Origin of the sequence: Geminicoccus sp. (assembly GCF_035556675.1) — a bacterium.
Taxonomy (GTDB): Bacteria; Pseudomonadota; Alphaproteobacteria; order Geminicoccales; family Geminicoccaceae; genus Geminicoccus.
The window spans coordinates 1-11,927 of sequence record NZ_DATMFZ010000109.1 but is presented as its reverse complement, the minus strand read 5'-3'; the positions used below and the strand labels follow the sequence as shown (position 1 = coordinate 11,927).

Sequence of the window (11,927 nt, the reverse complement as noted above, 5' to 3'; positions counted from 1 at the left end):
GGAAGTCATCGATGAGCGCGCGCGACCAGTTGATGGGCCTCCTGGCCGAGCTCGGCATCGTGGCGGCCACCCACGAGCACCCGCCGGTCTACACGGTGGAGGAGGCCCAAGCCCATACCGCGCACCTGCCGGGCGGCCACTGCAAGAACCTGTTCCTCAAGGACAAGAAGGGCCAGCTGTTCCTGGTGGTCTGCCTGGACAGCCAGGAGGTGCGGATCAACGCCCTGGCGAGGCGTCTGGGTGCAGCGCGCCTCTCGTTCGGCAATGCCGAACTGCTCCTGGCGACGCTGGGCGTCACGCCGGGCTCGGTCACCCCGTTCGCGCTGATCAACGACGTCGAGCGCAAGGTGCAGCCGGTGCTGGACGCCAAGATGCTGCGCCACGAGATCCTGAACTACCACCCGCTCACCAACGAGGCGACCGTGTCGATCGGCAGCGCGGAGCTGACCCGGCTGCTGACCCACTGGGGGTACCGGCCGATCATCCTGGACCTGGACGAGGTGAGCGACGCGCCGGAAGCGTGACGATGCCCCACGGGAAGGCTTGATTCGCCCGGGTGGCAGACTACGCTCAGGGCCACGCCGATTTTGTGTCTGCGGGAGAGACCGTGCCGCGAGGCGCGGCGCCGAAGGAGCAACCGCCCCGGAAACTCTCAGGCAGAAGGACCGCAGGGGACACAGGCGCTCTGGAGAGAGGCCGCATCGACGCGGCCCACCGAAGGGGAGCGTGGCTTTGGCCGGGTAAGACCGGGCGAGGCTCCGTGTAAGCTCTCAGGTACGGGACAGAGGGGGCGCAACCGATCCGGAGGTCCGGCTCGGTTCTGCGTCTGCCGGAGGTCCTGTTGCCCGATTCCACCAAGACCACGCCGCTGAACGGCCTGCATCGCGAGCTGGGTGCCCGCATGGTGCCGTTCGCCGGCTGGGACATGCCGGTCCAGTATCCCACTGGGATCCTGACCGAGCACCTGCACACCCGCTCGGCCGCCGGGCTGTTCGACGTGTCGCACATGGGCCAGATCCTGATCACCGGACCTGATCCGGCCAAGGCGATCGAGCGCCTGGTGCCAGCCGACATCGTCGGCCTGGGCGAAGGCAAGGCGCGCTACACGGTGCTGACTGCCGAGGACGGCGGCATCCTGGACGATCTGATCATCACCAGGGACGCGCCGGACCGGCTGTTCGTCGTGGTGAATGCCGGCGGCACCGAGGCCGACCTTACGCATCTGAAGGCAGGGCTCGAGCCGGAGCACCAGGTCACTCATCTGGCCGACCGGGCGCTCCTGGCCCTGCAGGGGCCGAAGGCGGTCGCCTGCATCGCTCGGATCGTGCCCGAGGTCGAGCGGCTGGGCTTCATGGAAAGCCTGGTCACGACCGTGCAGGGCGTCGAGGTCCGGATTTCGCGGCTGGGCTATACCGGCGAGGACGGGGTCGAGCTGAGCGTGCCGGCGGATCATGCCGTCAAGTTCGCCCGCACCCTGCTCGCCATGGAGGAAGTGAAGCCGGTCGGCCTGGGTGCGCGCGATTCGCTGCGCCTGGAGGCAGGCTTGTGCCTCTACGGCCACGACATCGACACGACCACTTCCCCGGTGGAAGCGAACCTCGCCTGGACGATCGGCAAGCGCCGTCGCGAGGAAGGCGGGTTCCCCGGGGCCGAGCGGATCCTGCGCGAGATCGCCGAGAAGCCGGCGCGCCGGCTGGTCGGGCTGCGGCCGGAAGGCAAGGCCCCGGCCCGCGAGGGGGCCGAGATCACCACGACCGACGGCACGCCGATCGGCAAGGTCACTTCGGGCGGCTTCGGCCCCAGCGTCGGCGGCCCGATCGCGATGGGCTACGTCGCCGCTGCCCAGGCGGCACCCGATACTGCCGTCCATATCCTGGTGCGCGGCAAGCCCCTGCCTGCCACCGTCGTCAAGCTGCCCTTCACCCCGCACCGCTATGCCCGCCGAGGAGCCTGATCGCATGACTACGCGCTACACCAAGGACCATGAATGGGTGAAGGTCGAGGGCGACGTCGCCACGGTCGGCATCACCGACCACGCCCAGCAGCAGCTGGGTGACGTCGTGTTCGTCGAGCTGCCCGAGGTCGGCACGGTCGTCGAGAAGGGCGGCGACATGGCGGTGGTCGAGAGCGTCAAGGCCGCTTCCGAGGTCTATGCCCCGATCTCCGGCAAGATCGTCGCGGCCAACCAGGCGATCGTCGACGAGCCGGGCTCGGTCAATCAGGGCGCCGAGGGCGATGCCTGGTTCTGCAGGATCGAGGCCTCGGACCTGTCGGAGCTGGACGAGCTGATGTCCCGGGCCGACTACGACGCCTACCTCGCCACGCTGGATTGAAGGCACGTTCATGACGATCGAGGATCTGCCTCTCGCCGCGCTCGAGGACCACAATGCCTTCGTGCGCCGTCACATCGGCCCGGATGCGGCCGAGCAGGCGGCGATGCTCCAGACCCTGGGGCTCACCACGTTGGATGAGCTGATCGAGGAGACAATCCCGGCGGCGATCCTGGCCAGGCGGCCGTTCGCGATCAAGCCGCCGGCCAACGAGCACGAGGCGCTGGCCGAGCTGCGCGGCTATGCGCAGCAGAACCGGATCACGACCTCGCTGATCGGCATGGGCTATTACGGCACCCACACGCCGAACGTGATCCTGCGCAACGTCCTGGAGAACCCGGGCTGGTACACGGCCTATACGCCGTACCAGGCCGAGGTCAGCCAGGGCCGGCTGGAGGCGGTGCTGATCTTCCAGCAGGCCGTGCAGGACCTGACCGGCATGGAGATCGCCAACGCCTCGATGCTCGACGAGGCGACCGCGGCGGCCGAGGCCATGACCATGGCCCTGCGCGTGGCGAAGTCCAAGTCGAAGCGCTTCTTCGTCGACATCGACACCCATCCGCAGACGCTGGCCGTGCTGCGCACCCGGGCGGAGCCGCTCGGCATCGAGGTGGTGGTCGGCGGGCTTGATGACGGGGTGCCCGCGGACCTGTTCGGCGGCCTGCTCTCCTATCCCGGCTCGTCCGGACAAGTGCGCGACCTGCGCGGGCCGATCGAGGCGATCCAGCAGAGCGGCGGCCTCGCGATCGTCGCCTCCGATCTCCTGGCGCTGGCAATCCTGACCCCGCCCGGCGAGATGGGCGCCGACGTGGTGGTGGGCTCCGCTCAGCGCTTCGGCGTGCCGATGGGCTTCGGCGGGCCGCATGCCGCGTTCTTCGCGACCAAGGATGCGTACAAGCGCTCCATGCCCGGCCGGCTGATCGGCGTGTCCCGCGATGCCGCCGGCGGCACCGCGCTGCGCATGGCGCTGCAGACCCGCGAGCAGCATATCCGCCGCGAGAAGGCCACCTCCAACATCTGCACTGCCCAGGTGCTACTGGCCGTGATGGCGGCCTTCTACGCCGTTTATCACGGGCCGGAAGGCATCCGGCGGATCGCGCAGCGCGTCCATCGCCTGACCAGGATCCTGGCCCGCGGTCTCGCCCAGGCTGGCGTCACCGTGGAGACGAGCGCCTTCTTCGACACCCTGACCCTGCACGTGCCAAGCAGGGCGGAAGAGATCGTGGCGGCCGCCCACGCGCAGGACATCGACCTGCGGCGCATGGGACCGGACCGGATCGGCCTGTCGCTCGACGAGACCTCGACCCGGGCGACCGTCGAGGCAGTGCTCAGCCTGTTCGGCGACCGCGTCCTGTCGGTAGCCGAGCTGGACGAGGCCCTGCCCAGCGTCCTGCCGCTGCCGCTGCAGCGCCAGTCCGCCTACCTGCAGCACCCGACCTTCTCGCTCTACCACAGCGAGACCGAGATGCTGCGCTACCTGCGCCATCTGCAGTCCAAGGACATCGCCCTCGACCGCTCGATGATCCCGCTGGGCTCCTGCACGATGAAGCTCAACGCGACGGCGGAGATGATCCCGGTCACTTGGCCGGAGTTCGGCCAGATCCACCCGTTCGCGCCGAAGGACCGCTGGGAAGGCTACCGGCTGGTCCTGGACGACCTGGAGCATTGGCTGGCGACCATCACCGGTTTCGACCGGGTCTCGCTGCAGCCCAATGCCGGCAGCCAGGGCGAATATGCCGGGCTCCTCGCGATCCGCGGCTATCACCGCGCCCGTGGCGACCTGGAGCGCGACGTCTGCCTGATCCCGTCCTCCGCGCACGGCACCAACCCGGCCTCGGCGGCGATGGCCGGCATGCGGATCGTGGTGGTCGCCTGTGATGCGCAGGGCAACGTGTCGATCCCGGATCTCGAGGCCAAGATCGCCCAGCACGCGGGCAAGGTCGCGGCACTGATGATCACCTATCCCTCGACTCATGGCGTGTTCGAGGAAGGCATCCGGGAGATCTGCCAGCTGGTCCATGACGCCGGCGGCCAGGTCTACATGGACGGGGCCAACCTGAACGCCATGGTCGGCCTGTGCCGGCCGGCGACGTTCGGTGCCGACGTCAGCCACATGAACCTGCACAAGACTTTCTGCATCCCGCATGGCGGCGGGGGTCCGGGCATGGGGCCGATCGGCGTGAAGGCGCATCTGGCGCCCTACCTGCCGGGCCATCCGGTGGTGGAAGGGGTCAATCCGGCGGCCGTGCCCGGCGAGCCCGACCACACCGTCTCGGCGGCCCCCTGGGGTTCCGCCTCGATCCTGCCGATCTCCTGGATGTATATCCGGATGATGGGCGTGGAAGGCCTGGCGCAGGCGACCAGGGTCGCGATCCTGAACGCCAACTACGTCGCCAACCGCCTGCACCCGCACTTCCCGGTGCTCTACCGCGGCGCCAAGGGCCGGGTCGCGCACGAGTGCATCATCGACCTGCGCCCGCTCAAGGAAAGCTCGGGCATCACCCCGGAGGACGTGGCCAAGCGGCTGGTCGACTACGGCTTCCACGCGCCCACCATGTCCTTCCCGGTGGTCGACACGCTGATGATCGAGCCCACGGAGAGCGAGAGCCGGCGCGAGCTGGACCGGTTCTGCGACGCGATGATCGCGATCCGCGAGGAGATCCGGAAGGTCGAGGACGGCACCTGGTCGCTGCAGGACAACCCGGTGCGCAACGCGCCGCACGTCCCCAACGCCCTGCTGGGGCGCGCCTGGAATCATGCCTACGACCAGGAAACCGCGTTCCATCCGGGCCGCCATCCCCTGTGGGACGACAAGTACTGGCCGCCCGTGGCGCGGGTCGACAACGTGTTCGGCGACCGCAACCTGATCTGCTCCTGCCCGCCCATGGAGGACTGGCAGGAAGCCGCGGAGTAGGCCGGCAAGTGCTGCCACCGGCCCGGCAGGAATTGCCGGGTCGGGTGCGGCGGACATTCGACTTCATGTAGCGGTGATTCGACCAGCAGGCCGGGAGCGAGCCAGGACACTGGCTTGGCCCGGCCTTTGCTGTTCTTGGCGGCGACCGATCTGTTTCGGGTGACCGACCGCCATGTTCCACCGCCTGGCCCTTTCGCTGCTCCTGCTGTTCACCCTGCTCTGCCGGCTGGTCCAGCCGGATCCGGCGCAGGCCGCGCAGTCGCGCATCAAGGACGTCGCCGACTTCGAGGGGGTCCGCGACAACATGCTGGTCGGCTACGGCCTGGTGGTCGGGCTGAACAGCACCGGCGACAGCCTGCGCAACTCCGCCTTCACCCAGGAGAGCCTGACCGCCATGCTCGACCGGCTGGGCGTGGCGACCCGCGGCGGCAAGCTCAACACCAAGAACGTCGCCGCGGTGATGGTGACCGCCACCCTGCCGCCGTTTGCCCGCCAGGGCAGCCGCGTCGACGTGGCGGTCAGCGCGCTGGGCGACGCCAAGTCGCTGAACGGCGGCACGCTGCTGGTGACCCCGCTGATGGGTGCGGACGGCGAGATCTATGCCGTGGCCCAGGGTGCGCTCACCACCGGCGGCTTCGAGGTCGGCGGTGAGGCGGAGAAGGTCACCCGCGGCGTGCCGACCAGCGCCCGCATCCCGTCCGGCGCCATCGTCGAGCGTGAGGTCGCCTTCGCGCTGGCCGACCTGCAGGCGGTCCGCCTGGCGCTGCGCAATCCCGACTTCACCACCGCGACCCGAATCGCCGCGGCGGTCAACCGCTGGTCCAAGACGGTGGGTGCCCAGGCGGTCGACCCGGCGACCGTGGTGCTGGAGGTCCCGGCCGGCTACCGCGACCGCATCGCGCTGCTGATGAGCGAGGTCGAGCAGCTCAGGATCGATCCGGACCAGCCCGCCCGCATCCTGGTCGACGAGACCAAGGGCATCATCGTGATCGGCGAGAATGTCCGGATCAGCACGGTGGCGATCGCCCAGGGCAACCTCACCGTGCGGGTCACCGAGACACCGCAGGTCAGCCAGCCCGCCCCGTTCTCCGATGGCGAGACGGTGGTCACCCCGCAGACCAACGTCCAGGTCGACGACCAGAGCGGCCGGCGCATGGCGGTCCTGAGCGGTGCCGTCACCCTGCAGGACTTGGTCGACGGGCTGAACGCCATGGGCGTGGGCCCGCGCGACATGATCGGGATCATCCAGGCGATCAAGGCGGCCGGTGCGCTGCAGGCCGAGATCGAGGTGATGTGATGGCGCATGTCGGCCTGCCCTTCCTCGACACCCTCCACACTGCCGCCGCCGCCCGCCAGCCGGCGCCCCTGCGCGAGCGGGCCGCGGCCGAGGAGGCCGCCCGCGAGTTCGAGAGCGTGTTCCTGGCCAGGATGCTGGAGGGCATGAGCACGGGCCTCGGCGGCTCGCTCCTGTCCGGCGGCCAGGCCGAGGAAACCTGGCGATCCTTCATGAACGACGAATACGCGAAACTGATCAGCCGCTCCGGCGGCATAGGCGTCGCCGATGCGGTCCTCCAGGCCATGCTCGGCGCCCAGGAGGTGGAGTGATGGAAGCTCTGGAACGGGTGAGCGTCGTGATGATGCTGATGCGCCAGCTCGAGCAGGTAATGGAGCAGGAGATCCTGATCCTGCGCGCGATGCGCCTCGACCGGCTGGAGGAAGTGGTCACCGAGAAGACCGTGCTCTGCCAGGCCTACGAGGCGGAACTGCGCGCCCTTCGCCGCGAGCCCGAGCTGCTGGCGGGGCTGGACCCGGCGCTGCGCACCGAGCTGGAGCATGCCACCCGCGACTTCCAGGCGCGCGCCGGCGCCAACCTGCGCGCCCTGGATGCGGCGCGGGCCGTGGTCGAGCGGGTGATGCGCCATATCGGCGCCAGTCTTGAGGCCGCACCGTTCAAGCCCAGGCTGTACCGCCACGGGCCCGAGCGCACGCCCATGCGCGGCCAGGTCATCGCCCTCGCCTTCGACCGGCAGATCTGACCGATGTCGCTCGCCGCCACCCTCGCCAATGCCGCCTCGGGGCTCAGCGTCGCCCAGGCCGCACTCGCCACCACCGCCAATAACGTCAGCAACGTCAACACGCCGGGCTATACCCGCAAGGTCGTGCAGCAGGAGACCCGGATCCTGGCCGGCCAGGGTGCCGGTGCGCGGGCCCTGGACGTCACCCGGATCGCCGACCAGTTCGTCGCCAGCCAAGCGCGCGAGCAGGCCATCCGGCTGGGCCGCAGCGACATGCTGGCGACGATCCAGCAGCGCATCCAGGACACGATCTATGGCGAGCCCGCCCAGACCGGCCGGGGCATCTCGTCGAGGCTGACCGACCTCTTGACCTCGCTGGACGCGCTGACCGCCTCACCCCACCAGGTCGCCGCCCGCAGCGAGGTGCTGGGCCGGATCGAGGCGACGCTCTCGACCCTGACGGCCGACCTCGCCGCCGTCGAGACGATCCGCTCGGACGTGGACCACCAGATCGGCCAGGTGGTCGGCTCGATCAACACCGACATTGCCGAGCTCGCCGCGATCAACCAGCAGTTCAGCCGCGGCAACGGCTCGGCCGATCTCGCGGATCGCCGCGACGGGGTGCTGGCCCGGCTGGCCGGCCGGATCGACATCCAGGTCGGCTGGCAGGACGACGGCCAGGTCGACGTCACCACCCGCAACGGCACGGTGCTGCTCGACGGCGAGCCCCGGCAGCTCGTGTACGAGCCGGCCTCCTCGACCGGGCCCGGCGCGCCGTTCGGCCGTATCGCTGTCTATGCCGCGAAGGACATCGACCGGGCCACCGGCCTGCCGGTGACCGGCGCCCGCTTGGACGAGCTGGTGAGTGCCGGCACCCGCGCCGCCCTGACGCCGGAGCTGGTAGCGGCCGGCGCCGTGCCGGTCGTCTCGAACCTGCGCGGCGGCACCCTGCAGGGCCTGATCGAGGCGCGCGACCGGGTGCTGCCGGAGCTGACCGACCAGCTGGCCGAACTGGCGCTGGCGGTCCGCCATCGCCTGAACGCCGCCCACAACGATGCCGCCACCAGTCCCCCGCCCGCCACCCTCTCCGGCACCCACACGGGCCTGGCGCCGACGGATGGCTTCGTCGGCACGGGCACCGCCACGATCGCGCTGGTCGACCGCAGTGCCGGTACCACCGCTCTGGCCTTCCAGCTCGACCTGGCGGACTTCGCCTCGGTGGGCGACGTACTGGCGGCGGTGAACGCGGCATCGGGCGGGGCGGTCAGCGCCAGCCTGGACGGCCAGGGTCGGCTCGTGCTCGCGGGCAGCGACCCGGCGCTCGGCATCGCGATCGGCGAGGGCGACAGCGCCGTCGCCGCCAGCGATTCCGCCGGCCATGGCTGGAGCTTCGGCTTCTCCCATTATTTCGGCCTGAACGACCTGATCGTCGATGCGCCGGGCGGCAGCGTGGGCAGGATCCGGCCGGACATCGCCGCCGACGGCTTCGCCCTGGCCACCGCCACGCTGGATGCCGCGGCCGGCCCGCCGCTCGTGGCCAGCCTCGGCGGCAAGGGTGACGGAACCGGCGCTGCCAGGCTCGCCGCGGCCCTGCGCGAGCCGGGCAGCGTGATCGCCCGCGGCGGGCTGCCGGCCTATGCCGTGTCGGTGACCGGCTATGCCGCCGACATCACCAGCCTGGCCGCGGCCGCGGCGGCGGAGGCGCAACGCGTCGCCACCGGCGATCAGGCGCTCGCCACCGACCTCGCGACCCGGCAGGGCAGCCTGAGCGGGGTCAATCTCGACGAGGAGATGTCCCGCCTGATCCTCTACCAGCAGGCCTACAGCGTTTCGGCCCGCATCATCTCGATCACCGACGACCTGTTCGGCGAGCTCCTGCGGATCGCCGGCTGAAGGAGCCATTCGACATGACCGAACGCATCGGCGACTTCGCCCACCAGACCAGGCTCGCCGACATGATGGGCGCCACCCGCGCGCGCGTCCGCGGCCTGGAGACCGACGTCGTGACCGGCAAGAGTACCCGCAGCTTCGCCGAGATCCCGCAGGACACGGGGCTCCTGCTGCGCACGCGCGAGCAGCTGGCCAGCGCCAGGAGCTTCATCGCTCAGAACGAGCGCCTCACCAACGAGATCCAGGTGATGGACGGGGCGCTGGGCAGCATCGTCTCGATGGCGGAGCGGCTGCGCACCCTGCTGGTCCAGCGCCTGAACGACCCGACCGGCCAGGAGATGCCCCTCGACATCGAGGCCGCGGCGATGCTGGAGGAGGTCGTAGCCAGCCTGAACACCACCTCGGACGGGCGCTACCTGTTCGCCGGCACCGCCACCGACCGCAGGCCGGTGACGCTGCCGACCGCCCCGCTCATCACCGACAATCCCACCCTCTATTATGCCGGCGACGGGCGGTCCCGCACCGTCTGGCTCGACCGGGACGTGGCGGTCGGTCTGCCCGCCCGGGCCGATGACCCGGCCTTCGCGCAGCTGATCGCCGCCCTCGGCACCGCCGTCGCAGCGCACGGATCGGGCGACCGGGCGCAGCTTGAGAGCGCGCTGACCCGGGCGGAGCAGGCGCTCGCCGGCGTGGTGGAGCTGCGCAGCCGGATCGGTGCGGTGGCCGGCCGGGTGGAGGACGTCACCGAGCACCAGCGCGACACGGTGCTCTATCTGGACGAGACCCGCGCCGCGATCGAGGACACCGACATCGCCGCGGCCATGACCGGCATGGCGCAGGACAAGGTCGCGATCGAGGCATCCTATCTCCTGGTCAGCCAGATCAGCAGCCTGTCCCTGGTCGACTATCTGCGCTGAGCCCCCACCCGAGGCCGACGCATTGTCATGAGCAGAGGTCGGCTATCGGCAACCACGGCCGGATCACCGCTTCCCTCCGGCCTGGGAGACTGCGCGCTTCGCCGACCATGAAGGCGATCCCGCCAGCTTCGCCGGGAGGCACCGCACCACGGCAACAGTCGGATTGCCGCAGCAGTCCCCCCTCGGGAGATGGCCCGGCAGGCGGTGACCGCTTCAGGTGGGCTCGGCTAGGTGTGCGGTCCCGCAGTGTGGTGGTACAGTGGATCACCATGCGGCGATGGGAGGTGCGATGGGCCAGGTTCTTCACGGCAGCGCCCGTACGACAAAAGGCGGTCGGCGTCCGCGGACGCGCCCATAGGGCCGAAAGAGGTTCGCTCGACGGTCCTGACGCCCGAGGAAGAGGCCATCATCGTCGCGTTCCGCCGACACACCCTGCTGCCGCTGGACGATTGCCTCCATGGCTTGCAGCCGACCATCCCGCACCTGACCCGCTCGTCCTTGCACCGCTGCTTGGCACGGCCTGTCCGCTGTGCGGACATCCCTCCGGGGGATCGGGCTGAAGCCCGATGGGATCAGTCGCCTGCCGGAGATCGAGAGCGACAAGCCTGAAAAGAAGTGCTTCGCCAGCTACCCGATCGGCGGATCCTGCCCTCGGGCTTGACCCGAGGGTCCACATCAATCTGACCGAGGTGCAGACCGAAGAAGGCAAGCTGCGCCTGTTCGTGGCAATCAGCCGTCAGCAGACGGCTGATCCGATCTCCCAAGGAGACCGGGCCAGCAGGCCCGGGAGGCGACCGCACCAGCAAGTTCGCCTTCGTCCGCCTTGTCGAAAGCGCCGGCAAGATGGAGGCGGCGCAGTTCCTGCGCGACCTGATCCTGGCCGGGCCCTACCGCATCCACACGGTGCCGACCGACCACGGCATCCGGTTCGCCAATCGGACCGGTGACCAGTACGCCTTCGTCCACATCTTCGACCGGGTTTGCACAGAGCACGGCATCGCGCACCGACTGACCAAGGTGAACCACCCCCTCCCGCCGGCTCCTGCCGGCGGTCCTTGCAGGAGACGGAGCGATGGCCTGCCCGTCCGGTTCTTCTGAACCGGACGGCGCTGCTGATGGATGATCGGCCTGCTGGCCGATCATGGCCATCGATGGACCAACGGCCAGGTCGAGCTCATGGATCGCACGCTTGAGAGCCTGCCCTCGGGCTTGACCCGGGGGACGCTACCGTCAAGCGCTTCCACTACGACAGCCATGAACAGCTCCGGGTCCATCTGCAGCTGTTTGTGGACGCCTACAACCACGCCCGCTGGCTCAAGACCCTGCGCGGCCTCACCCTCTACGCGTTCATCCGCCAAGCCTGGGTAAAAGAGCCCAACCGGTTCAGGCTCGACCCGTCACACCACATCCCGGGACCATACACCTAGTGAAGGGGCTGGTTCACCTTGTCAGGCGGTGGTCGATAGCATCGCTGTGCGATCCCCCCGGGGCAGCAGCAGCACAGCCGCTGCAAGGCTCCGCATAGACCCGATCGAAGATGTGGACGAAGGCGTACTGGTCACCGGTCCGGTTGGTGCACCGGATGCCATGGTCGGTCGGCACCGTGGATGCGGTAGGGCCCGGCCAGGATCAGCGCGCGCAGGAACCGGGCGGCCTCCATCTTGCCGGCGCTCTCCACGAGCTAGACGAAGGCGACCTCGCTGGTGGGGTCGCCTGCCGTGCCTGCTGGCCCGGTCTCCTCGAAAGATCGGCTCAGCCGGCTGCCGACGGCTGATCGCCACGAACAGGCGCAGTTCGCCCTCCTCGGTCTGCATCTCGGCGATGTCGAGGTGGACCCTCGGGTCAAGCCCGAGGGCAGGAT

9 protein-coding genes, 3 pseudogenes and 1 riboswitch are annotated in these 11,927 nt (G+C 69.6%); of the genes and pseudogenes, 11 read left to right on the top strand and 1 reads right to left on the bottom strand.

All coding sequences use genetic code 11. From position 1 onward, the window contains the following. The 11 genes and pseudogenes from VNS22_RS08860 to VNS22_RS08810 all read left to right on the top strand — a co-directional run. On the top strand, positions 1-524 hold a 524-nt coding region (locus tag VNS22_RS08860; RefSeq protein WP_325731651.1), incomplete at its 5' end, for a prolyl-tRNA synthetase associated domain-containing protein. Positions 525-586: 62 nt separating this feature from the next. Then, positions 587-678, top strand: a riboswitch (glycine riboswitch). A 163-nt stretch (positions 679-841) separates the two neighbouring features. Continuing rightward, the gene (gene gcvT / locus VNS22_RS08855) at positions 842-1,954 is read left to right on the top strand and encodes a glycine cleavage system aminomethyltransferase GcvT (RefSeq protein ID WP_325731650.1); all 1,113 of its coding nucleotides are present in this window, start codon (positions 842-844) and stop codon (positions 1,952-1,954) included. A gap of 4 nt (positions 1,955-1,958) precedes the next feature. After that, positions 1,959-2,333, top strand: coding sequence for a glycine cleavage system protein GcvH (gene gcvH / locus VNS22_RS08850; protein WP_325731648.1), 375 nt, complete (start codon positions 1,959-1,961; stop codon positions 2,331-2,333). Positions 2,334-2,343: 10 nt separating this feature from the next. Continuing rightward, positions 2,344-5,244 (top strand): aminomethyl-transferring glycine dehydrogenase, encoded by a 2,901-nt coding sequence (gene gcvP, locus VNS22_RS08845; RefSeq protein WP_325731646.1) that lies wholly within the window; start codon positions 2,344-2,346, stop codon positions 5,242-5,244. Positions 5,245-5,416: 172 nt separating this feature from the next. Further along, positions 5,417-6,541 carry a flagellar basal body P-ring protein FlgI gene (locus VNS22_RS08840; RefSeq protein WP_325731645.1) on the top strand — a complete coding sequence of 375 codons (1,125 nt, stop codon included), beginning with the start codon at positions 5,417-5,419 and terminating at the stop codon, positions 6,539-6,541. Next, entirely contained in the window at positions 6,541-6,849 is a 309-nt protein-coding gene (locus VNS22_RS08835) for a rod-binding protein (RefSeq protein ID WP_325731643.1), read from the top strand. Before VNS22_RS08840 ends, VNS22_RS08835 begins: the two co-directional genes overlap by 1 nt. Next, positions 6,849-7,280 carry a hypothetical protein gene (locus VNS22_RS08830; protein ID WP_325731641.1) on the top strand — a complete coding sequence of 144 codons (432 nt, stop codon included), beginning with the start codon at positions 6,849-6,851 and terminating at the stop codon, positions 7,278-7,280. The genes VNS22_RS08835 and VNS22_RS08830 overlap by 1 nt, the downstream gene beginning before the upstream one ends. A gap of 3 nt (positions 7,281-7,283) precedes the next feature. Then, complete coding sequence (flgK, locus tag VNS22_RS08825) at positions 7,284-9,152, top strand: flagellar hook-associated protein FlgK (RefSeq protein ID WP_325731639.1); 1,869 nt, start codon at positions 7,284-7,286, stop codon at positions 9,150-9,152. 14 nt (positions 9,153-9,166) lie between these two features. Then, on the top strand, positions 9,167-10,066 hold the full coding sequence (locus tag VNS22_RS08820) for a flagellin (RefSeq protein WP_325731637.1): 900 nt from the start codon (positions 9,167-9,169) through the stop codon (positions 10,064-10,066). A 324-nt stretch (positions 10,067-10,390) separates the two neighbouring features. Continuing rightward, positions 10,391-11,095, top strand: a pseudogene (locus VNS22_RS08815) (hypothetical protein); the annotation flags it as partial. Positions 11,096-11,218: 123 nt separating this feature from the next. Next, positions 11,219-11,493, top strand: a pseudogene (locus tag VNS22_RS08810) (IS481 family transposase); the annotation flags it as partial. A 16-nt stretch (positions 11,494-11,509) separates the two neighbouring features. Here VNS22_RS08810 and VNS22_RS08805 read toward each other — a convergent pair. Beyond that, a pseudogene (locus VNS22_RS08805) lies at positions 11,510-11,927 on the bottom strand (hypothetical protein); the annotation flags it as partial.

Coding starts and splice junctions, on each gene's coding strand:
- VNS22_RS08840 (WP_325731645.1), top strand. CDS start 5,417: ATGTTCCACCGCCTGGCCCTTTCGCTGCTCCTGCTGTTCACCCTGCTC.
- VNS22_RS08830 (WP_325731641.1), top strand. CDS start 6,849: ATGGAAGCTCTGGAACGGGTGAGCGTCGTGATGATGCTGATGCGCCAG.
- VNS22_RS08835 (WP_325731643.1), top strand. CDS start 6,541: ATGGCGCATGTCGGCCTGCCCTTCCTCGACACCCTCCACACTGCCGCC.
- gcvH (WP_325731648.1), top strand. CDS start 1,959: ATGACTACGCGCTACACCAAGGACCATGAATGGGTGAAGGTCGAGGGC.
- flgK (WP_325731639.1), top strand. CDS start 7,284: ATGTCGCTCGCCGCCACCCTCGCCAATGCCGCCTCGGGGCTCAGCGTC.
- VNS22_RS08820 (WP_325731637.1), top strand. CDS start 9,167: ATGACCGAACGCATCGGCGACTTCGCCCACCAGACCAGGCTCGCCGAC.
- gcvP (WP_325731646.1), top strand. CDS start 2,344: ATGACGATCGAGGATCTGCCTCTCGCCGCGCTCGAGGACCACAATGCC.